Annotated in this window: 15 protein-coding genes; 5 read left to right on the top strand and 10 right to left on the bottom strand. The window is 62.1% G+C overall.

Annotation, left to right across the window (positions count from 1 at the left end; all coding sequences use genetic code 11):
• Positions 1–61: 61 nt before the first annotated feature.
• Entirely contained in the window at positions 62–895 is an 834-nt protein-coding gene (locus HMPREF3147_RS01375) for an SWIM zinc finger family protein (protein WP_070443716.1), read from the bottom strand.
• Complete coding sequence (locus HMPREF3147_RS01370) at positions 896–3,967, bottom strand: DEAD/DEAH box helicase (RefSeq protein WP_070443713.1); 3,072 nt, start codon at positions 3,965–3,967, stop codon at positions 896–898.
• 243 nt (positions 3,968–4,210) lie between these two features.
• Here HMPREF3147_RS01370 and putP point away from each other — a divergent pair, with 243 nt between their 5' ends.
• From putP to HMPREF3147_RS01355, 3 genes are all read left to right on the top strand, one after another.
• Positions 4,211–5,773 (top strand): sodium/proline symporter PutP, encoded by a 1,563-nt coding sequence (gene putP, locus HMPREF3147_RS01365; protein ID WP_070443710.1) that lies wholly within the window; start codon positions 4,211–4,213, stop codon positions 5,771–5,773.
• Positions 5,774–6,098: 325 nt separating this feature from the next.
• Positions 6,099–6,641, top strand: a complete 543-nt coding sequence (locus HMPREF3147_RS01360) for an HNH endonuclease family protein (RefSeq protein ID WP_070443707.1) — start codon at positions 6,099–6,101, stop codon at positions 6,639–6,641.
• Positions 6,642–6,688: 47 nt separating this feature from the next.
• Positions 6,689–7,132 (top strand): DUF2269 domain-containing protein, encoded by a 444-nt coding sequence (locus HMPREF3147_RS01355; RefSeq protein ID WP_070443704.1) that lies wholly within the window; start codon positions 6,689–6,691, stop codon positions 7,130–7,132.
• A 102-nt stretch (positions 7,133–7,234) separates the two neighbouring features.
• Here the strand turns inward: HMPREF3147_RS01355 and HMPREF3147_RS01350 are convergent, their stop codons facing one another.
• The 8 genes from HMPREF3147_RS01350 to HMPREF3147_RS01315 all read right to left on the bottom strand — a co-directional run bounded on the left by HMPREF3147_RS01350 (position 7,235) and on the right by HMPREF3147_RS01315 (position 19,189).
• Entirely contained in the window at positions 7,235–9,229 is a 1,995-nt protein-coding gene (locus tag HMPREF3147_RS01350) for a DEAD/DEAH box helicase (RefSeq protein ID WP_070443701.1), read from the bottom strand.
• Positions 9,230–9,305: 76 nt separating this feature from the next.
• The gene (locus tag HMPREF3147_RS01345; protein WP_070443698.1) at positions 9,306–10,856 is read right to left on the bottom strand and encodes an ATP-binding protein; all 1,551 of its coding nucleotides are present in this window, start codon (positions 10,854–10,856) and stop codon (positions 9,306–9,308) included.
• A 58-nt stretch (positions 10,857–10,914) separates the two neighbouring features.
• Positions 10,915–12,093: an imidazolonepropionase gene (hutI, locus tag HMPREF3147_RS01340; protein WP_070443694.1), complete on the bottom strand. Its 1,179-nt coding sequence runs from the start codon at positions 12,091–12,093 to the stop codon at positions 10,915–10,917.
• Positions 12,094–12,114: 21 nt separating this feature from the next.
• The gene (locus HMPREF3147_RS01335) at positions 12,115–13,791 is read right to left on the bottom strand and encodes a urocanate hydratase (protein ID WP_070443691.1); all 1,677 of its coding nucleotides are present in this window, start codon (positions 13,789–13,791) and stop codon (positions 12,115–12,117) included.
• Between the two features lie 349 nt (positions 13,792–14,140).
• On the bottom strand, positions 14,141–15,040 hold the full coding sequence (locus HMPREF3147_RS01330; protein ID WP_070443688.1) for an endonuclease domain-containing protein: 900 nt from the start codon (positions 15,038–15,040) through the stop codon (positions 14,141–14,143).
• A 297-nt stretch (positions 15,041–15,337) separates the two neighbouring features.
• The gene (gene hutH / locus HMPREF3147_RS01325) at positions 15,338–16,891 is read right to left on the bottom strand and encodes a histidine ammonia-lyase (protein WP_070443685.1); all 1,554 of its coding nucleotides are present in this window, start codon (positions 16,889–16,891) and stop codon (positions 15,338–15,340) included.
• A gap of 185 nt (positions 16,892–17,076) precedes the next feature.
• Complete coding sequence (locus HMPREF3147_RS01320) at positions 17,077–17,805, bottom strand: IclR family transcriptional regulator (protein ID WP_070443682.1); 729 nt, start codon at positions 17,803–17,805, stop codon at positions 17,077–17,079.
• 37 nt (positions 17,806–17,842) lie between these two features.
• The gene (locus HMPREF3147_RS01315) at positions 17,843–19,189 is read right to left on the bottom strand and encodes a YjiH family protein (RefSeq protein WP_070443679.1); all 1,347 of its coding nucleotides are present in this window, start codon (positions 19,187–19,189) and stop codon (positions 17,843–17,845) included.
• Between the two features lie 362 nt (positions 19,190–19,551).
• Here HMPREF3147_RS01315 and HMPREF3147_RS01310 point away from each other — a divergent pair, with 362 nt between their 5' ends.
• Together HMPREF3147_RS01310 and hutG are read left to right on the top strand one after the other, a co-directional pair.
• On the top strand, positions 19,552–20,967 hold the full coding sequence (locus HMPREF3147_RS01310) for an amino acid permease (RefSeq protein WP_070443676.1): 1,416 nt from the start codon (positions 19,552–19,554) through the stop codon (positions 20,965–20,967).
• Positions 20,968–20,969: 2 nt separating this feature from the next.
• Positions 20,970–21,938 (top strand): formimidoylglutamase, encoded by a 969-nt coding sequence (gene hutG / locus HMPREF3147_RS01305; RefSeq protein ID WP_070443673.1) that lies wholly within the window; start codon positions 20,970–20,972, stop codon positions 21,936–21,938.
• The last annotated feature ends 20 nt before the right edge of the window (positions 21,939–21,958 follow it).

Here is a 21,958-nt window from a genome sequence, read left to right as displayed (position 1 = left end):
CAAACTCCCTACAACGTTATCCAGGGCTGGTGCTCAAGCCGCTGCCCTGGGGTGGCAATGTCTAGTGCGTCAGATGATAGTAAAGGTCCTCGACATCGGAGACTGCCCGAAGCAAATCTATGTTCGTATGGCTGACAGAACGCATGGCCTTGCGCAGCAGTTCCGGGTCGGAATCATCCACGGCTGGAGCAGTTTTGGGCTCCGGCAAGGGCGGCAATTCTCGCCCCTCCCAGAACAAGGCATTGCGTTCCTCGGCAGAGATTTCAGAGGCCGCAGAAGCGGAATAAGAGTCCTCCGAGGCCGCCTTGGCCTGCTCCATGACCGCTTGCTCGAGCCGCGCGAAGTCGAGGCCACGCAGGGCAAAAATCACGGAAGGATCGGCATCCATCCGGGCCGCGAGGCGGTCCGCCACCGCCAGGACGTGCTTGCACACATATTCCGGGTCGGGGCAGGTGCAGGAGAAACGGAGATCGTCGGGGTATTCGGCGATGAGAATGTCGAGGGAGGCGTCGGCAAGCATGCCTTCCTTGGCCTTCGCCACGGAGTTGGGGGTACGTGCGAACATCTCCGACAGCCGCCCGATGTCCTCGTTATTGCGGTAGGGCACCTGGATGAGCACCGCAAAAGGCTCATTCTGGGAGCCCGCGACCTTTCCGTGCACCGCGCCATTGCGCACATCGAGGCCCACGACATGGCCCTCGGTGGCGTACTGGCGCCCGCGGCGAATGCGACCGGAATCCGTTTGCTGGTTGACAAAGTTGAGCAGGCGCGTGGCCGCCGGCTGCATGGTGCGCACGCGGTCGACGCGGTTGACCTCCTCCGGCGTGCTCACGCGTTTGCGGGTGCCGAAGTTGGCGTAGATGACGTTGTTGTCCTCAGGACTCTTCGGTGCCATTTACTTCTCCTGTTCCCTATAGCTCATGAGATCCGCCAGCTGCTCGGGGCTCAGCTCCGTGAGCCAGCCCTCGCCTTCGCCCACAACGGCACCGGCCAGCTGCGTCTTGCCGTCGAGGATGTCCTGGATGGATTCCTCCAAGGTACCGGCGGTGATCATCTTGTACACCTGCACGTTGCGCTGCTGGCCAATGCGGAAGGCGCGGTCCGTGGCCTGGTTCTCCACCGCCGGATTCCACCAGCGATCCATGTGCACGACAATCGACGCCGCCGTGAGGTTCAAGCCGGTACCACCCGCCTTGAGCGAGAGCAGCATGACGGGCGCACCATCATCGGCCTGGAATTCCTCCACCATCTGGTCGCGCCGGTTCTTGCTCACCCCGCCGTGGAGGAAGGGAATCTCGCAGCCCAGCTGCTCAGACAGGTAGGGCTGGAGAACGTCACCGAAGGCCTTGTACTGGGTAAAGATCAGTACGCGCTCCGAGGATTCGATGGCCTGGTCGATGATCCGCATGAGTTCTTCCACCTTGCCGGAGCGATGCTTGCCTTTGATGGTGACGGCGCTGCCATCGGCCAGGAAGTGCGCCGGGTGGTTACAAATCTGCTTAATACGGGTCAGCGAAGCCAAGATGAGGCCGCGGCGCGAGATGCCCTCCTTCTTCTTTCCCAGAGCCTGCTCCACGTCATTGACCAGAGCCTTATAGAGGGCAGCCTGCTCATCAGTCATGCGCACGGTGATGATCTGCTCAGACTTCTCCGGCAGGTCATCGATGATATTCGGGTCCGTCTTGAGGCGGCGCAGGATGAACGGGCCGGTGAGCAGGCGCAGGCGCTCCGCCATGACATCGCTTCCTTCGCGCTCGATGGCCTTGGCAAAGTGGTTGCGGAAGAAGGAAGCTGAGCCCAGGATCCCGGGGTTGCAATAGTCCAGGATGGAGCGCATTTCCGACAGCCGGTTCTCAATCGGCGTACCGGTCAGCGCCACGCGGTGCCGCGAGGGGATGGCGCGCACGGCCTTGGAGGAGCGCGTGGAGGCGTTCTTGATCGCTTGGGCTTCATCGAGGACCACGCGGTCCCACTCCACCTTGCTCAAGGTCAGGAAGTCACGGCTGACCGTGCCATAGGAGGTGATGACGATATCGGCGTTCTGCGCCGCTGTGACCAGCTCCTCGCCCTTCAGGCGCCCGGTGCCATGTTGCACCATGACCGTAAAGTCCGGCACGAAGCGCTTGGCTTCCCTAGCCCAGTTGCCCACCACGGAGGTCGGGGCAACCACCAGGGTGGGCTTCCACGCCTCTGCTTCCCTCTCTGTCTCATGGGCGGCCTTTTCTACCGCCAGCAGGGACAACAGCTGCAGCGTCTTGCCCAAACCCATGTCATCTGCCAGCACCGCGCCGATATTGTTGCGGGACATCCAATACAGCCAGTCGACGCCCCGGCGCTGGTACTCGCGCAGCTCGGCATGGACCGTATCGGGGATCTCCACGCGGTCGGGCGCGGTACTATCCATCCCACCGAGCAAAGAGGTGTGCCACTCAGATCCGGTGAACGCTACTGGGTCCTCCGCCATGGATTTCAACGCCATCTCGCGTAGGTCCGCAAGCGTGACCGCTTCCTCTTGCTCGCCCTCGTTGAATTCCTTGCGGCGGCGCTCCACCTCCGCAACGAGCTCTTCCCAGCCAGGCTGTTCCAGCTGGCGGGCCATCTCCGCGGTCGCGGCGAGCTGCTCCAGTTCCTTTAGGGCGCGCTTGCGGGCGGTATCGGCCAGTTCGCGCATGTACTGCGAGATCTTGTTGAGGGCCTGTGTATCCGCCATGACCCACTCGCCACGCAGACGAATCAGGCCGGACTTGGAGGAGATGAGCTCGTGCATTTCGGCGTCGGTAAGCTGCGTATCCCCCACCGAAAGCTTCCAGTCATAGCTGAACAGCTTCTCCATACCGATGTGCGCCTTGGTGGCGGCATCAGCAGGATCGCGCACCTCTGTGGTTTCCAGCTTGGCTTTGGTCTCCATGTGGGACCAGGACTTGGGCAGCAGCACGGTAAAGCCGGCTTTGCGCAGGGCGGCGGCGTCGTGGGTGACAAAATCCACGAGCTGTTCCGTGGTCAGGTACACATCCCAGTCCCCCGCATTCCGGCTCGCCGGCGCGGAGTTGTACTTTAGCCGCGGGGCCACATCGAAGGCGTGACGACGGGCTTCGCGCAGCTTCTCGACGCTCCCCCGATCCAACTGGTCTTGGCGCACCGGCATTGGCGAATCGGTACCGGAGCGAACTAGCAGGCGGATGGGCCATGCTGCGTCCTCGACGGCGACATTATCATTTGGTGGCTCCTCCACGAGGAACACCAGCTGCAGATCGACGGAGGTAATGGAATCCTTCCACTCGTTGAGCCCGCGCAACAGCTGGGCCCGCCCCTTCTTCACGGGCGCGGTTTTCAGCAGCGCTTGGGCGAAGTCGTGCCAGGGGGCAGCGCGTGGGGCGTCGATCTGCGGGCGCAGCTGGGTATAGGCAATCCAGTGCGTGAGCTCATCGGCCAAATCATCAGACAGGGCCCGGTTATTAATGGACAGGATGCCGGGTGCGGACGCCAGCATTTCCGCCAACCAGCTGCGCTCGCCCAAACCGGAGGCCAGCTGCCACATCGGATACCACTCGCCGGCTTGGTAGGACAGGCGGATGGTCACGCGGCCGGCGCGGACAAAACGGTAAAGCCCGCGGTAGGCGCGGATGAGCCACAGGAGATCCGGCGCGATGGTCGCACGCTGCTCCACGGAGACCGCTTGGCTATCGGTGTCGATGTATTCCAGCTTGGCCAGTGTTTCCACCGCTTCATCCGGGGCAAACATAGCCATGGGCACCATCAGGGAGACGTCTTTACCCTTCGGCGTACGCAGGGAGACTCGCGCGCGGTTGCGGAAGGTCTTCTTGCTCAGGATGCTATCGACCACATCCGGGAAAGTTCCCTCTGGGACTGCTGAGGGCATGATGATCTTGTGCCCTTCGACCTGTTCGATCCATAGACTCAGGCCGGAGACGGGCAGCCAGAGGCCATGCAGCAGGTAAGAAGCCATAGGGGCCAGTTTAGCAGCACGCCTTCTGGGGGTCAGGGTTGCAGAAAGTTCCCAAATCCAGCCCAAATAAGCAATCGTTACAGTCTCGTTACATAACGACGTAACACCAGTAAGACCGTACATTAAGCTGTGACCAAGGTAACCAAATACTGGTCAACCAGCCAATTTTCAGTTGGGTAGGAGCTTGTGCCTCGTTAGCGTGGTGAGGTCCTATTTTTTAATCTCAATCTCAAGGAGAGATCAGTGCAAGACTCCACTTGGTATGTCGTTGCGATGATCATCTACCTGCTTGCCATGGCCGCTATCGGCTTCTGGAGCTACAAGCAGACGGATGAGTATGACGACTACGTTCTCGCCGGCCGCGGCCTTCACCCGTTCGTAGCCGCCCTGTCCGCCGGCGCTTCCGATATGTCGGGTTGGCTGCTCATGGGCCTGCCGGGCGCTTTGTTCCTGACCGGTATGTCCGAGCTGTGGATGGCCATCGGCCTCCTCATCGGCGCTTGGGCCAACTGGAAGTGGGTCGCGCCGCGCCTGCGCTCCTACTCCGAAATTGCCGGCAACTCTATTACCGTCCCCTCCTTCTTTGAGAACCGCCTGCACGATAAGTCGCGCGTGCTGCGCATCATCGCGGCGGCGATCATTATCTTCTTCTTCACCTTCTACGTCTCTTCCGGCATGGTGGCTGGCGGCCGTTACTTCGAGTCAAGCTTCGGCGGTGACTACATGGTCGGCATGCTCGTCGTGGCTGCCGTGACGGTCTTCTACACTTTCGTCGGTGGCTTCCTTGCGGTGTCCTACACCGATACCGTCCAGGGCCTGCTCATGTTCGCCTCCCTCATCATCGTGCCGATCATGGTGCTCTTCTCCTTGGACAACCCGGGCGAGATCTTCAGCTTCGCTGCTGAGAACCCCTACGCCACCAATGGCGTTATTGAGAACCCCGATTACTTCTCCCTGTTCTCCGGCGTATCCGCTGCCGTCATCATCGGCAACCTGGCCTGGGGCCTGGGTTACTTTGGCCAGCCGCACATCATCGTGCGTTTCATGGCGCTGCGTAAGCCTTCCGATGCCCGCGCGGGCCGCTTCTACGGTGTGAGCTGGATGGGTATCTCCCTGATTGGCGCTATCTTCGTGGCGCTGTCGGGTACCGTGTTCTTCACTCAGACCGGCCACTCCATTACTGACCAGGAGAACTACGAGACCATCTTCCTGGACATGGCTCAGGTCATGTTCCACCCGCTGTTTGCTGGTCTGGTTCTGACCGCCGTTCTCGCGGCCATCATGTCCACGATGTCCTCCCAGATGCTGGTTGTCTCCACCTCCCTCATCGAGGACCTCTACCTCATCTTCGCTAAGAAGAAGCCGCGCCAGGAGGTTCTGATCAACCTCTCCCGTACCGCCGTCGTGGCCATCGCCATCATCGCTGCCGTGCTGGCCATCAACCCGTCGGATTCGATCCTGGGCCTAGTTGGCTTCGCCTGGGCTGGCTTCGGCTCCGCCTTCGGCCCAATCGTCCTGCTGGCGCTGTACTGGAAGCGCCTCAACTCCACCGGCGCTATCGCCGGCATGCTCACCGGTGCGATCGTGGCCATCGGCTGGGGCATGAGCCCGCTGGGCGATACCCTCTACGAGCTGGTTCCGGGCTTCATCTCCGCTCTACTCGTGGCTGTCGGCGTTTCCCTGGCCACCAAGGCCCCGGATGCGAAGGTCACCCAGGAGTTCGAGGAGGCTACCCGCTTGGCCAAGCTCGTTGAGAAGAACGATGACTTGGACTTCGAGGAGGCCGCAGAGAAGGTTCAGAAGTAACCCTCCTCTCTCCCCGATCCTTCTGCGCAAACCCCGCTTCAGCAGTCCAGTTACTGCTGTGGCGGGGTTTCGCTTGTGATTGACTCGGATGGCTCTACAAGGTCGCTACTCAAAAGCCTCTATTCAAAAGGCATTTCTCAAAAGGTGCCTTTGCCTCGAAAACGCCGTGTGCGAGCCTCTAAAAGGTGCCTTTGCCCCCAAAGAAACCTTCTGACTAATGCCTTTTGGGAAAAGCCGTATGGCTGCCCCACCTAACCCGTTTCTACAGTCACGTGCTTCCTGCTTATTCGGGAACCGCTCATACACCCCAGCAGTCTAAAAGTGCATGAACCTGCGCGCGGCCTATATCGGTTTCCTCTCTATAGCCACCGTGGCCTACGGCGGCTACCACCTCCTCCCCGGCCCCGACCTGGGTGTGACTACCGTGCCTGCGCGCGTGGAGGCCCCTGGCTATGACCGCGATGACTTCGGCGGCTGGGCTCCCGGAACCCGCGATAATGTCAAAGCCGCGCAGACCACCAACGGCACACTCTATGACCCCTATTCCCGCGCTCCGGCGCCGGCGCGCGTGGAAGTCGACCACGTCTTTCCGCTCTCAGCGGCCTGGGACCTTGGCGCATCAACGTGGCCGCGTGATAAGAAAATGGCCTTCGCCAATGATCCGCTCAACCTCGTCGCTACCGCCCGCAATTTGAACCAAGCCAAGTCCGATTCCTTGCCGGCGGACTGGCTCCCACCGGCTGATCGTTGCGACTATTCGCAGCGGCTTGCCGCTGTGGCCCGCAAGTATCAACTCCCGCTTCCCTCCCGCGACTATGCGGTCATGCGCCACCAGTGCCGATTCGATTTCATCTCACAGCACCGTTAGACTTTCGCTGGGAAAAGCCCCGTACAGAAAGGTAAAGCGCACTCCCCATGACTAGCTTGCTCATTTTCCTCCACGCCTTCGCCGCTATCTTGTTGGTCGGTACCGTATGTATCTCCACCTCCGCCTTCCCAGCACAGCTGGCAAAGGCTGGCGCTGGTGATGCTTCGGCTGCTGGTGCCGCCGGCATCCTCAACAAGATCACCTCGACCTATGGCTATATTTCCGCCATTGTTCCGGTTATTGGCCTGGCCGTTTTCCTTACCGACCTGGATGCCTACAAGTCCCAGGTCCAGTTCCACATTGCCCTTCTGCTCTCCGTCATCGCTTGGGTCATTCTGCTCGTGGTGGTTATCCCGAAGCAGAACAAGGCCATGGCCGCGATTGCTAGCCCGGGCAGCGCCGATGTGGCCAAGCTGAAGAAGCAGCTGGCTATGTTCTCCGGCATCTTCAACCTGCTGTGGGTTGTCTGCGCCATCCTGATGTACGTCTAAACTTTCCGGTTTAGCCCTCAATAGCAAAACCTCCCAAGCCCTCAATGAAAGTTTGGGAGGTTTTCTCGTGCAGCATTAAGGCCGCTGCGATGCCTGGCAGGACTAGTCGCGCCAGCCGCCGCGGCGCCCACCACGGTCACGACCGCGTCCACCGCGGTCACGGTCGCGGTATCCGCCGCGCTCACCGCGTCCACCACGGCCACGTCCACCGTAGCCGCCGCGGCCGCGATCATCGTCGAAGTTCCGGCGCGGTGGGCGGCCGGTGTCCTTCTGAATCTTGATGAGCTGTCCGGAAATACGGGTGTCCTTCAGACGATCCAGCACTGCCGGGTCCAGGTTCTTCGGCAGGTCCACCAAGGTGTGGCCCACCGCGATGGTGATGCGGCCGAAGTCCTTGGAGGACAGGCCACCTTCATTGGCCAGCGCGCCCACGATGGCTCCGGGGCGCACGTTCTGGCGCTTGCCGACGTCCAACCGGTACGTCTCAAAGTCCCCGTCCGGTCGGCGCGGGCCGCGGTCACGGTCGCGGCCAGCGCGCTCACGGCCACGGCCACGCCCGTCGCGTTCGAAGCGGTCGCGCTCGCGACGGTCCTTCTTGGATACCGGACGCTCCTTGAGCAGGAAGTCCGTCCCGCCCTGTAACTGCACGGCCAGAGCAGCAGCGATATCATCCATCGCCACGTTCTCAGCCGCGGAGTACTCGCGCACCATGTCACGGAAGAACTCGAACTGCTTGTCCTCCTGCGAAGCGCCGATGGAAGCGAAGAACTTCTCCTTGCGCTTAGCGTTGACCTCATCCGCGGTCGGAAGGTCCATCTCCTCCAAGCGGGCATTGGTCACGCGCTCGATGGAGCGCAGCATGCGGCGCTCACGCGGGGTGACAAACAGGATGGCCTCACCAGTTCGGCCAGCACGGCCGGTACGGCCGATGCGGTGCACGTAGGACTCGGTGTCATTCGGGATGTCGTAGTTGACCACGTGGGTAATGCGGTCCACGTCAAGACCGCGAGCAGCCACGTCGGTAGCCACCAAGATGTCCAGGCGGCCATCCTTGAGCTGATCGACGGTGCGTTCACGCTGCTGCTGGGCAATATCACCATTGATGGCAGCAGCGTTGTAGCCGGCCTCCTTGAGACTATCGGCCACGTCCTCAGTCGCGTGCTTGGTGCGGCAGAAGACGATGATGGCGTCATAGTCAATGACCTCGAGGATGCGGGTGAAGGCATCCATCTTGTGGCGGTGCGGGGTCAGCAGGAAGCGCTGCGTGATGTTGTCATTCGTACGGCGCTCCGACTTCACAGTGACCTCAGCGGGATTGTTGAGGTACTGCTTGGACAGGCGGCGAATCGAATTCGGCATGGTGGCCGAAAACAGTGCGACCTGCTTGTCTTCCGGGGTGTCCTCAAGAATGCGCTCGACGTCTTCCTGGAAGCCCATGTTGAGCATCTCGTCCGCCTCGTCGAGGACGAGGAAGCGCAGCTGTGAGATGTCCAGGGAGCCCTTCTCCAGGTGGTCAATAACGCGGCCTGGGGTGCCGACGATGATCTGGGCGCCACGGCGCAGCCCGGAGAGCTGAATGCCATAAGCCTGGCCACCGTAGATAGGCAGAACCTCGATGCGACCCAAGTGGTCAGCGAAGGACTGGAAGGAGTCCGCTACCTGGAGGGCCAGTTCACGAGTGGGTGCCAGGACCAAAGCCTGCGGGTAGCGGGCCTCGGTATCGATCTGGGAGAGAACCGGCAGCGCGAAGGCTGCGGTCTTACCCGTACCCGTCTGGGCGAGGCCGACGACGTCGCGGCCTTCCATGAGGATCGGGATGGTTTCTTCCTGAATTGGGGATGGCTTGGTAAAGCCCACCTTGGACACGGCTTCCTGAACGTCATCGGGAAGGCCGAGGTGTGCAAAACCCTGGGAGTTGTCGTTGGCTGATTCTTCTTCAGCGCCGGTGTCCTCAGGGTTATTCGCAGCCCCGGTGTCCTGATTCGACACCTGCGAAGCGTCCAATGCTTCGCCACCTTGCGAGTTTTCCTGAGATTCCGACTTATTGAATTCTTCCGGCTCGTTGACGCCGCCGGTGGCGTTATCGGTAATGCTCATTGCTCACACCAGAGTACGGTACCAACATCCAATTAGCTATTTCGCCGAAGAATTACCCGAGCTTTTCCACTAGGGGCTACTCCTTCGCAGCGTAACGCGTGGCTCGGTCACCGTGTTTGCCGCGCATGATGACGTGCCCAGACTCGATAAGCTTGCCCAGCGCGTAACGCACCTGGCCGCGGGTGAGCTGCGTACTGTTTACGATGTCCACGAGCGAGAGCTCGCCCTTCCGGCGCAACGCAGCAAGCACAAGTGCGGGGTTTCCGCCGAGCTTGGCGACGAGCCCGTCTTCCACCACACTGCCCTCACTGCCTATGCTCGCAGGCTCCGGAGCAGACAGAGAGGAAGCGTTAGCGCCGTGCGGTGCCGCGTCATGTTCGTCATCGCCTCGCCCCGCCCTCCAGAGGATCACGGTGAAGCGCACACCAGTGTCGATGAGGGTGGGCGGACGCAATCCAGCTTTCCGAAGCGATTCAAAAACCACCCGCATTCCTCCGCCCTGGCCCTCAATGACACGCTCGCCGTCCTCAAGCCGCAGCTTCGTGCTCAATGTGTATAGGCGCGGGTTCACAGCAACGGGTGACAGCATCTTTCCCCTAAGCTCTTCCACGGAGATGCCCCGCAATCCACCGGGGCTGGTCACAATCAGTGCTTGGCGGGTCAGCCGGACAGTGACAAATTTGCCGGCGCCTAAGCTTTCTGGGCCAAGGTCGCGGTGGACCACGGCATTAGCAATGACTTCACGAACAGCCTCCAGCGGTAGTTCTGGAACCTCGCGCAGGTGGCCATCTGTGCCATAGACCAAGTCAGTGTCGATATTCCTGTGCACCCACGCCACGGCTCCATCCACCAGATCCGGCACAGGGCCGTAGAATTCCTCCAGATTCCGGGTACGCGGTCCTTCTTCCCCCGCTGGGTATTGCACGGCCGCAGAAATATGCAGGTCGGGAAAGAATCCCTGCGGAAAGCGCCCCAGAGCGTATAACCCTGCCACACTCAGCTGCCCTTGTGAATCAACCACGCGGAATAGCTCCAGCAGCTCGGCATCGCTCGCACCCCGCAAACGAGGGGTGGCGCTGCGCAGCTCCGCCACCGCCTCCTTAAGCACCGAAGCATCACAGACTTCTAGGTTTGACCCGGGAACCGGTGCTGAGTCATAGACAATGGCCTCGCGAGCGTGCAGCTTATCCACCTCGACCATGCGAAGATCATTGGCGCTCATGACGTAGTCACCATCCGCCATTCGCAGGTAAGGCCGACCCCGATAGAGTGCCGGCCGCTGGTGCGGCAGCACGCCTTCGACGTGTCCAAGCACGACAGCTCGCCCTTCGACGTACAGGGTCTGAGTCTCAATGAAGGGCGCGGGTTCCACTAGAGTGCGTACCTGATCCGCCAGCGCGCTTTCGATGGCGCCGGGATCGTCCACGCCGTGCACCGCAAAGTCGGGTTCCGCCACTCCAAAAATGACGGTGCCACCGCGCGGCATGTTGGCGAAGGCACACAGAGTAGCCCCGAGGGACTGCGGCATTCCCCCGCGTCCCGACTTCACTTCCACGGTCGTAGTATCCGACTGCAAAAGGCGACAGTGCTCGAGGTAATCCTCGAGCTCATCAACCGTCCACATCATGCCTGCAGAATACCGCAGACTACAAAGTTTTACACTCTAGAGTGCAAGACTTTACGTTCTAGACTTCACGGCTACCCACGAAGGTCTTCCAGGTCATCGGCATGCCCGGGCGATAAGCCAGGTGGATAGCGCTCGGGGCATCAAGCACGTGCAGGTCCGCAGCAGCACCGACCACCAGCGAGCCCTTAGCCGGGCGGCCTTGCGCGTCCTTACCTGAGCCAACATCCTGGCGGCGCAGCGCGGTGGCACCGCCCAGCGTGCCGGCGGCGATGGCCTCATCGAGCGTGAGGTGCTGCTGGAGCACAGCCGTGGTCACGCAGAAGTTCATCGAGGAGGTATACGAGGTACCCGGGTTGAGGTTCGAGGCGATGGCGACGGTCGCGCCGGCATCAATAAGCTTCCGGCCCGGCGCCAGCGGCTCGCGGGTGGACAGATCGCAGGCTGGCAGCAGCGTAGCCACCGTATCGGAGGAAGCCAGCGCCTCGACATCGGCATCGCTGAGGTAGTTGACGTGGTCCACCGAGGCAGCGCCCAACTCCACAGCAAGCGTCACGCCTGGACCCTCGCCGAGCTGGTTGCCGTGCACGCGCACGCCCAGGCCCCGCGCCTTGCCCGCCTCGAGCACGCGGCGCGACTGCCCCTCGTCGAAGGCGCCGCGCTCGCAGAAGACATCGATCCACTGCACGTGCTCGGCCACACCGTCCAGCATCGGGCCCTCAACCTCGTCGAGGTAGGTTTCGACCTCTGCTCCCGGCGGCACGAGGTGTGCGCCGAGGAAGGTCACGTCATCGACGTGGCGGGCCGCCACCTTCGCGGCCTCCACCTCGGATTCAGTATTAAGACCGTAGCCGGTCTTCGTCTCCAAGGTCGTCGTACCCCCGCGGCGGGCGGCGGCAATGCGCTCCACCAACAGCTTTTCCAGGCGCTCCTCCCCCGCCGAGCGGGTAGCGTCCATGGTCACCGCGATGCCACCGGCCTGGTAGGACTCACCCGCCATGCGGGCTTCGAACTCGGCGGAGCGGTCGCCGTCGAAGATCATGTGCGTATGAGAATCCACCCATCCCGGCAGGACCGCGCGCCCGCCCAGGTCGACTTTCTCATCCGCGGCCGGCGCCTCGGACTCCGGTCCGATCCAGGCGATGGTGCCGTCGGTGTTGGCGATAAGTGCGGCGTCGCCAAGCGTGCCTGCCTCCGACACCGTGCGCAGCTCTGAGATTCCAGTAAACAGGGTGGACATGATCTTCGTTTCCTCTCTTGTCTAGTCGCGGGCCTTGAATTCCATCGGGATACGCACGCCGCGCTCGTCGGCGACTTCCTTGGCGCGAGTGTAGCCGGAATCCACGTGGCGGATAACGCCCATGCCCGGGTCATTGGTGAGCACGGCGCGCAGCTTGGCGGCGGCCAGCTCGGTGCCGTCGGCCACGGTGACCTGGCCGGCGTGGATGGAGCGGCCCATGCCCACGCCACCACCGTGGTGGAGAGATACCCAGGTGGCACCGGAAGACACAGCGGTCATGGCGTTGAGCAGCGGCCAGTCGGCCACGGCATCGGTGCCATCGAGCATGGCCTCGGTCTCGCGGTACGGGGAGGCCACGGAGCCGGAGTCGAGGTGGTCGCGGCCGATGACGATCGGGGCCTTGATCTTGCCTTCCTTGACCAGGTCATTGAAGAGCAGACCAGCCTTGTGGCGCTCGTTGTAGCCCAGCCAGCAAATACGCGCCGGCAGGCCCTCGAACTCCACGTACTCCTCGGCGGCATCAAGCCAGTTGTGCAGGTGCTCGTTGTCCGGGAAGAGCTCCTTGAGCGCCTGGTCGGTGACCTTGATGTCCTCCGGGTCGCCGGAGAGCGCTGCCCAGCGGAACGGGCCGAGCCCCTCGCAGAAGAGCGGGCGGATGTAGGCCGGGACGAAGCCCGGGAACTCGAAGGCGCGCTGGTATCCGGCCTTGCGGGCCTCGTCGCGGATGGAGTTGCCGTAGTCGAAGACCTCAGCACCCTCGTCTTGGAATTCCACCATGGCCTGGACCTGGGCTGCCATGGCCTCGCGGGCCTTCTTGGTAAAGGTGGTCGGGTCCGCCTTGGCCTCGTTGTGCCAGTCCTCCACGGTGATTTCGGTGGGCAGGTAGCTCAGCGGGTCATGCGCGGAGGTCTGGTCCGTGACGATGTCCACGGTGAATTCACCCGCGCGCTGGCGGCGCAGCACCTCCGGGAAAACCTCGGCGGCGTTGCCCACGAGACCCACGGACAGCGGCTTCTTGTTCTCCTTGGCGTCGAGCACCAGCTTGAGCGCCTCATCCAGGTCGGTAACAACCTCATCGAGGTAGCGCTTGTGCTGGCGGCGCTTCAGGCGGGTCTCATCCACATCGACGATGAGGCAGGCGCCGCCGTTCAAGGTCACAGACAGCGGCTGCGCGCCGCCCATGCCGCCGCAGCCACCGGTCAGCGTCAAAGTGCCGGCGAGCGTGCCGTTGAAACGCTTCTTGGCCACGGCCGCGAAGGTCTCAAAAGTGCCCTGCAGGATGCCCTGGGTAGCGATGTAAATCCAGGAACCGGCCGTCATCTGGCCGTACATCATCAGGCCCTCGTCCTCGAGCTTGCGGAAGTGCTCCCAATTAGCCCAGTCGCCGACCAGGTTGGAGTTGGCGATGAGCACACGCGGCGCCCACTCGTTGGTCTTCCAAATGCCGACCGGCTTGCCGGACTGGACCAGCAGCGTCTCGTCCGATTCGAGATCCTTGAGCGACTCCACGATGGCATCAAAAGCCTCCCAGCTGCGGGCAGCACGCCCGGTGCCGCCGTAGACCACGAGGTCCTCAGGGCGCTCAGCAACCTCAGGGTCAAGGTTGTTCATGAGCATGCGCAGCGGGGCTTCGGTCTGCCAAGACTTGGCGGTGATTTCGGTTCCGCGCGGAGCGCGTACTTCGCGGGGTTCAGACATGACTTCCTTTCGCTCGTGCTTTTCGACGCCCTCCCAAACCCCCAAGGCCGGTTCCCCGGGGCTGTCCCTAGTGGGGCTTGGTCAGCGTCACACAGGACAAGTTACTGTGACCCACAACCATGAGCCAGGGAACTTTTAGGCCGCCTGTCTCAGATACGAGACTGCCGCGTGACCGGTGGTCTGCCCCCGTCTTGCCTACACCCGCCATGTCCGTCTGACACCCAGTAACCCAGCAACGCCCAAAGCCAAAAGTGCAGACCTAGAAGTGCAGACCTGCTGGTCGTCGTCAAGCACTGCCCGGGCGCTGGACGACGCCCACCTGCATGAATGCACTTCCAGGTCTGCACTTTTACAACCGCGGACCACGCGCCAAGTGCTTCCCCACGGTCTCCTGGAAGTAGTCGGGGCGCGCGCTTAATTGTTCCGGGCTAAACCTCAAGACGATGTAGCCCTTGTTGAGGATGTCCTGCTGACGCCGATGCTCCGCGCGAATCACCTCTTCAACCTCGTGCCGGTACTTGACGTTCCCGTCAATCTCAATCACCAACCACCCATTAATAACCAGGTCCGCCCGGTAATTCTCAATCACATATTGCGCCTTGACCCAGCGCAGCTCAGGGTAATTAGCCGCAAGGATCAAGGCACGGGCATAGGATTCCCACGGTGACTCCGCGCAGTTAATACTTTCAGCAACCGCCCGCCGCGCGGCGGCAACGCCCTTAACTCTCCCCATAGCGCCGAGCGTCTCATTGATCCAGAACTGGCCAACATTGCGCGCCCGCACATCATCGACGGCAACGAGCCCCTCCTCAAATCCATAGAACCGCGCAATATCAATGGCCGTGCGTTCCAGCGAGGACACGCGAATCCCGTGCACCACCGCCTCTTTACCGCGCAAGTTCATGCGCCGATACCGGACATTGGCTTTAGCTCGTGGGGGTACCGAGTTCGAAGGCAACGTTGCCTCCCACTCGGCGGGTGGCACAACCAGGGGAACCCCGTGAATGAGCGCGGCGGATTTTCCTACTAATGTTGCCTTGGGCAAGGTCAACCCGAGCGCGTATGCCTTCGCGGTCTCCTTGTGCCACGGCTTGAGCTCGTGCCAGTGCACCAACGGCAGCACGAAGCACCACGCCAGTGTGGCCACTTTGCCGGCGTGCACCTTCTTCCATCGGGGATCATCATTGGGCAGCTTCCGAAGGTCGATAAGATGCTGGTCTAAAAAGTTAAAGAGTTCTTCATTGTTCATGCACTACTCATAACCCAGCTTTGTGTGACTCGCCACAGATAGGCTTCCGCTCTTCACCCGCATCCACACCCGCGCCGCACTACAAAAAATCACCCACTCATTGCCTCAGGGCGCCTCTCGTCTCCGCTGCGAAGGCAAAAGTGCAGACCTGGAAGTGCATTCATGCAGGTGGGCGTCGTCAATCGCGAGGACAGTGCTTTGCGGCGACCAGCAGGTCTGCACTTCCAGGTCTGCACTTTTGAAATCAAGGGCGCATGAAAAAGCCCCATGACATACGCCATGGGGCTGAAGTGATGCTTAACGCAGCTTGCCGACGGCCCCCTCTACCGCAGCCACCAGCGCACCTTCCTTGACCAGGCGCACGGTCTCTTCGATCTCCGGGGACAGATAGCGATCGGTGCCCGGACCTTGGACGGTCTGGCGCAGAGCATCGATGACCGCGCCGGTACCCTTGGCGGGCTGACCCTCGCGCATATCGATGGCGCGGGCGGCAGTGAGGATTTCAATGGCGAGGACGCGCTGCAGACCGTCTACGGCCTTGCGCAGCTTGCGGGCACCCGACCAGCCCATGGACACGTGGTCTTCCTGCATGGCCGAAGACGGAATGGAGTCCGCCGAAGACGGGTTGGCCAAGCGCTTGAGCTCAGAGACGATGCCCGCCTGCGCATACTGCGCAATCATGTGGCCGGAGTCCACGCCCGGGTCATCCGCAAGGAAGGCGTTAAGGCCGCGGTTACGGGCGACGTCGAGGAAGCGGTCGGTGCGGCGCTCCGAAATAGAGGCCAGGTCAGCCACGACGATGGCCAAGAAGTCCAGCGCATAGGCCACCGGCGCGCCGTGGAAGTTGCCGTTGGAGACCACGCGTCCATCCTTGGCCACCACCGGGTTGTCGACGGCCGCGGCCAACTCGCGCTCCGCAACCGTTGCTGTGTGCGCCACGGTATCGCGGAAACCACCGGCCACCTGCGGGGCACAGCGTACGGAGTAGGCGTCCTGTACCTGCTTCTTCTTGAATTCCTCGAGGGCGGCCGCGAGAATCTCCGAGCCCTCTGCGACCTGCAGGATATTGGCCGCGGCATCTGCCTGGCCCGGGTGCGGGCGCAGCTGCTGCAGGTCATCGGCGAAGACCACCAAGGTCCCCAGCAAGCCCTCCACCGTCATTGCGGTGGCGATGTCAGCGGTCTTGGCAAGCTCGCGCAGGTCAGTGATAGCCAGGCAGAGCTGCCCCAGCATGCCGTCGGTGCCGTTAATGAGTGCTAAGCCTTCCTTCTCCCGCAGCTTGAGCGGTTCAATGCCCGCAGCCGACAGCGCCTCGGCGGCCGGGGTGACCTGGCCGCCATCGACGCGCACCTCACCCTCACCCAGCAGCGCCAGCGCACAGTGTGCCAGCGGCGCCAAGTCACCGGAGCAGCCCAGGGAGCCGTATTCGCGGACCACCGGATGGATATTGGCGTTGAGCACCGCGGCATAAGTTTCCGCCACCACCGGACGCACGCCGGTACGTCCAGTGCACAGGGTGGACAAGCGCAGCAACATCAGCGCACGGATGACCTCTTGCTCAACTTCCGGGCCCGTTCCCGCCGCATGCGAGCGCACGAGTGAGAGCTGCAGTTGCGCGCGCATCTCCTCCGGAATGTGGCGCCGCGCCAGCGCACCGAAGCCGGTGGAAATACCGTAGACCGGGGTCGGATCCTGGGCTAGTTCCTCGACGCGCTCGCGGGTCGAGGCGATTTCCTCAATCGCATCCTGGGAAATCTCCACCTTCGCGCCGTAGCGTGCCACGGCCACGACTTCTTCGATACTCAGCGCCCCGATACCCACGGTCACGGTGGAAGGATAAGAATTAGACATGTAAGGCTCCTTTAACGTCGCTGCGTTACCCACGTCCCACCACCCACGTGGAAGGGAAGAAGGCACGTGAAAACACGTACTCGTTTTCACAAGAATAGAAAAATAGTGATACGCGCGACAGCCTTACGCGTTGCGCTCATAGTACAACAGGCTGCCCGGCGCGCCAATACCTCGGGCACTACCTGTTAGCGGCGCCCGTACATCCTCTCGGCCACCTGCTGCGCAGCCGCGTGCAGTTGCTGCGCGGCATCAGTGGCATCAGCTGCGCCCACGGGAAAAGTCACCGCGAGTGCCGCTGCTGGCCTGCCCACGTGGTCAACCACCGCCACGCCTACCGACGCCTGCCCGCGCGCCACCACCTCGACCTCTTCGGCCCAACCGCGTTCGCGTACCTGGCGCAAGATTTCCTTGTACTCCCCAAAACCTAAGGACCCCGGGACAAATGCTGCACGCCACTCTGCTTCCGGAAGCAATGCCAACATGGCCCGCCCAGAGGCCGTCCGCTGTGCCTGCAGCCGCACGCCCTTCTCCGTCACCAGCGACAGCGCCCCCGGCGCGCGCACCTCGTTGAGGTAGAGAATCTCCGAGCCCGCCAAACGCGATAAGTGCCCCGATCCCCCAACACTGCTGGCAATCCGCTCGAGGTGCCCCTGCGTCGCCCGCACCAGAGGCTGCTGCGTGGCATAGGCCGCGGCCATCGAGTAGGCAGCAAGCCCCAACCCGTAGGTTTGGTTCTCCGGCAGGTGTACCACGAACCCCGCGTCCACCATCTCCTTGAGCAGGTGGTAAGTAGTTGAGCGCGGCAGGTCCAGCTCACTGCGGATGCGCGCGGCGGAAATCGGCACGTCGATGGTCGACAGCAGCCGGAGGATCTCCAGTGCATTGCGCGCCGCCGGGACTCGGGAGGTACTCATGGGCCCACATTCTAATGAGCCCTCGTACAAGCCCCAGCTAAGTCACCAGGAAGGCAATCGGCGTCGCAATAATGATGGTCAGCACCACGCGCTCGAACCAGATGACCACGATCTGCCACAGCTTGATCGGAATCTTGGTGGCCAAGATGCACGGCACCAGCGCGGAGAAGAAGATAATGGCGGAGATAGCCACCACACCGATGACGAACTTGAGCACCATGCTTTCTGAGCCCGCCACAGCCGTCGCCGGCAGGAACATCTCCGCAATGCCCATGGCCGCGGCCTTACCCGCCAGTTCCGGTTCCGGTAATTGAACAATCCAGGCGAACGGGTAGAACAGGTACCCCAGCCAGTCGAAGAGAGGGGTGTAGTTTGCCAGCAGTAAACCAATCAGGCCCACGGACATGATGGAGGGCACAATCGCCGACGCCATGCGTACGCCATCGCGCAGGTTCTCCCAAATGGCAGCGCCTAAAGACGGCGCGCGGTCCAGCGCCAGCAGCGCTTCCCGCCAGGCGGCCTTAAAGAAATTGCCCTTTACCGGCTTTTCCGGGTCCGGCTTTACACCATCTACGTAGTCATTAGGAATCCTACTCAGCGGCGGAATCCACACGGTAATCGCCGTGACCAGGAAGGTCACCACAAGGGATACTGCGAAGTACACGCCCCACATATCCATCAAGTCCAGCTGCTTGGCCACGATGACCATGAACGCTGCCGAGACCGTCGAGAAGCCCGTTGCGATGATGGAGGCCTCACGCGCGGTGTAGCCGCCGCGCTGGTACACACGGTCAGTAATGAGGATTCCCAAAGAGTAGGAGCCCACGAAGGAGGCTACCGCGTCGATGGCGGAGCGCCCCGGTGTGCGCCAGAGCGGGCGCATGATGGGCTGCATAAATACGCCCACGAATTCCAGAAAGCCGTAGCTGATGAGCAGAGCTAGGAATGCGCCGCCGATGGGTACGATGAGGCCGACGGGTGTCGCAACCGAATTCCACAGGAAGGGCACGATGTCCTCGTTGCCGAGTACCCCTGGAAGCTTTCCGACGACCATCAGGAAGGAGACCACCAGGCCCACCACGTTGAGCGCGGTAAAGACCGCTTGCAGCGGGCTTTCCTGCCAGTTTTTATTCACGATACTGCGCACCGTGCCATAGAGCGCTAGCGCCAGGATAAACCACGGCACGAAGGCATCGGCATAGGTGCGGATGATGGTGACCATGTGGTCAAGCGGGATGGATTTCTTTCCGTCATAACTAATGGGAAAGAAGAATACGAAAGCGCCGATAGCGCTGTAGACGAAGAGGCGCCAGATGCCCTTCTTGGAGGGCACGTCATCCTCGTTCTCGTAGAAGGCGTCAACGATTGCGTCTTCAGAGTTCATGTTCTACCTCACGGTGGTGGAAACGACACGTCATTAGCACGGCCACGCACGCGCCCTTTAAAGGAACGCGCCAAGCACACACGCCGCTACACAGCGATTGCTTCTAGCCATGCCCACGCGACAGCCACACGCAGGTCTCCCACATACTAGCGGCACCCCACACAAATGTCACGCACGTCACCCCCACGCACGAAATGAGGCGCCCACCATAGCGCCGGATCAAGCTACCCACCACAAAATTGACCCCGCGTCTCAACTAGAGGAAAGTAGCTCCCAGACCCACTCGCACCAACCACTCCCCACATTCGCGGTGCTAGAACCAACTAGCGCCCGCACAGGGGGACAGAGGAGGACGCATCCCCGTGGCAGAAACCACCACCAAGCGCGCCGGCTTGAAACACCGGCACCTGCACTTCATCGCCTTAGGCTCAGCTATCGGCACCGGCCTGTTCTACGGTTCTGCCGGCGCCATCCAAGCCGCCGGCCCCTCGGTCCTCTTGGTCTATCTCCTCGGCGGCGCCGTGGTTTATTTCCTCCTGCGCGCACTCGGTGAGATGTCCGTGCACCACCCCGTTACCGGCTCCTTCGCCGAATACGCCCGCACCTTCTTAGGCCCCTGGGCCGGCTACATCACCGGCTGGATGTTCGCCTTCGAGATGGTCATCGTGGCCCTCGCCGACCTCACCGCTATTGGCGTCTACATGCAATTCTGGTTCCCCGGCTCACCCAAGTGGGTGTGGGTCGCCGCCACACTGCTTCTCGTCGGCGGCGCCAACCTCGCCACCGTCAAGGCTTTCGGCGAGCTGGAATTCGCCTTCACCATCGTCAAGGTCGGCGCGGTCATCGCGATGATCCTAGGTGGCGTGGCCGTCCTAGTCTTCGGCCTCTCCACCGCGGAGACCACCGGCCCGGCCAACCTCGTCAACGATGGCGGCTTCTTCCCCAACGGCGTCTCCGGCATGGTCGCCTCCTTCATCCTCGTTCTCTTCGCCTTCGGCGGCACGGAGATCGTCGGCGTCGCCAGTGCGGAGGCAGAAGATCCCGCCAAGTCCGTGCCCAAGGCCGTCAACACCATCCCGGTGCGCATCCTGCTGTTCTACGTCCTGGCCATCCTGGTCATCCTCATGATCAATCCCTGGCGCAGCATCACCGGTGAGGAAAGCCCCTTCGTCCAAATCTTCTCCACTCTCGGCGTCACCTGGGCTGCCGCCGCACTCAACGTCGTTGTCATCACCGCGGCGGTTTCTGCCATCAATGCGGATCTCTTCGGCGCCGGCAACGTTCTGACCGGACTGGCACGCCAGAACCTCGCGCCAAAGGTCATGGCCAAAAAGACCCGAGGTGTGCCGGTCATGACCATGATCATCCTGCTTATCGTCATGATTATCGGCACCGGACTCAACGCGCTCATCCCGGATAACGTCTTCGAAGTCATCGCCTCCCTGGCCACGTTTGCCACCATCTACGTGTGGCTGATGATCCTCTTGGCCCACGTGGCTTCCCGCCGCCAGATGTCGCCCGAGGAACGCGCCAGCCTGGAATACACCGTCCCCTTCTGGCCCTGGGGCCAATACTTCTCCATCGCCTTCATCATCTTCACTTTTGGCATCATGGTGTGGCAGGAGCAATACCGCCCGGCACTCGCCACCGGCGTTATCTTCATCCTCCTTATGACCGCCATCTTCTACCTCACCGGCCGCCGCAGCGCCGCCGCGAGCACCCCACAGGAAGCAGCCCTGCAAAATACAGCCGAACAAGAAACAGACGCGAAAGGATAACCATGAACACCGTTGATGCCCCCGCCTACTCCCCTGCCCCCGAGTGGTCCGGCCGCTCCGATGGCCCAGGCCCCGAGCATGCGCGGTGGCACAGCGTAGTTCGTCCCCTCGACCTAGCGAACCCCCAGGAACACCCCGGCGTGGCACTCCTGGGCTTTGCCTCCGACGAGGGCGTTGAGCGCAACCATGGCCGCCCCGGCGCGGCTGCAGGCCCAGCTGCCCTGCGCGGCGCCCTGGGTTCCCTGGCGCTGCACCATCCGCATCCGCTGTACGACGCCGGCACGATCACCACCCAAGGCACCGACCTGGAGGCCGCCCACGAGCGCCTCTCCAATGCGGTGGAATCACTCTCACGCGCCGGGCACCTGCCCATCATCCTCGGCGGCGGCCACGAAACCGCCTTCGGCTCCCACCGCGGTGCTTTCCGCGCCCAGGGGCCTCTGCAGATCATCAACTTGGACGCGCACTTCGATCTCCGCACCGCGGACGTGCCCACCTCCGGCACCCCGTTTAAGCAGATCTCTGAACTGGTGGGCCGGGAGGACTTTGACTATTCCGTCTTGGGAATTTCCCGCCCCAATAACACGCCCGTGCTTTTCCACGAAGCCTCCGCCCTCGGTGTCACCGTCGTCCTCGACGAGGATTTGCTCAGCATGGATCGCTCCCAGCTGCGCACAACCATCGACAGCATCTGCTCCGGCACCAAGCCCATCCATCTCTCCATCGACTTGGATGTCCTCCCCGCCGACCAGGCACCGGGTGTCTCCGCCCCCGCTGGCCTCGGCGTACCCCTGAACATCATCCGTGAACTCGCGCTCACCATCGCCGCCACGGGACGCCTCGCGCTTGTCGACGTCGTCGAGCTCAACCCCACCTTCGACACCGACAGCCACACCGCCAAGCTGGCCGCGCGGTTGATTGATGACATTGTGACAGCGCACTTTTCTGCTACCACAGGAGCGAATTCCTAGATAAGGTGCGGGCCAGCCGG

This window comes from Corynebacterium sp. HMSC05D03 (assembly GCF_001807205.1).
In the GTDB taxonomy this organism is placed as follows: domain Bacteria; phylum Actinomycetota; class Actinomycetes; order Mycobacteriales; family Mycobacteriaceae; genus Corynebacterium; species Corynebacterium aurimucosum.
The sequence above is the reverse complement of the archived record's forward strand: the minus strand, read 5'-3'. Positions and strand labels throughout refer to the sequence as shown.

Coding starts and splice junctions, on each gene's coding strand:
- HMPREF3147_RS01375 (WP_070443716.1), bottom strand. CDS start 895: ATGGCACCGAAGAGTCCTGAGGACAACAACGTCATCTACGCCAACTTC.
- HMPREF3147_RS01370 (WP_070443713.1), bottom strand. CDS start 3,967: ATGGCTTCTTACCTGCTGCATGGCCTCTGGCTGCCCGTCTCCGGCCTG.
- HMPREF3147_RS01360 (WP_070443707.1), top strand. CDS start 6,099: ATGAACCTGCGCGCGGCCTATATCGGTTTCCTCTCTATAGCCACCGTG.
- HMPREF3147_RS01355 (WP_070443704.1), top strand. CDS start 6,689: ATGACTAGCTTGCTCATTTTCCTCCACGCCTTCGCCGCTATCTTGTTG.
- HMPREF3147_RS01350 (WP_070443701.1), bottom strand. CDS start 9,229: ATGAGCATTACCGATAACGCCACCGGCGGCGTCAACGAGCCGGAAGAA.
- HMPREF3147_RS01345 (WP_070443698.1), bottom strand. CDS start 10,856: ATGATGTGGACGGTTGATGAGCTCGAGGATTACCTCGAGCACTGTCGC.
- hutI (WP_070443694.1), bottom strand. CDS start 12,093: ATGTCCACCCTGTTTACTGGAATCTCAGAGCTGCGCACGGTGTCGGAG.
- HMPREF3147_RS01335 (WP_070443691.1), bottom strand. CDS start 13,791: ATGTCTGAACCCCGCGAAGTACGCGCTCCGCGCGGAACCGAAATCACC.
- HMPREF3147_RS01330 (WP_070443688.1), bottom strand. CDS start 15,040: ATGAACAATGAAGAACTCTTTAACTTTTTAGACCAGCATCTTATCGAC.
- hutH (WP_070443685.1), bottom strand. CDS start 16,891: ATGTCTAATTCTTATCCTTCCACCGTGACCGTGGGTATCGGGGCGCTG.
- HMPREF3147_RS01320 (WP_070443682.1), bottom strand. CDS start 17,805: ATGAGTACCTCCCGAGTCCCGGCGGCGCGCAATGCACTGGAGATCCTC.
- HMPREF3147_RS01315 (WP_070443679.1), bottom strand. CDS start 19,189: ATGAACTCTGAAGACGCAATCGTTGACGCCTTCTACGAGAACGAGGAT.
- hutG (WP_070443673.1), top strand. CDS start 20,970: ATGAACACCGTTGATGCCCCCGCCTACTCCCCTGCCCCCGAGTGGTCC.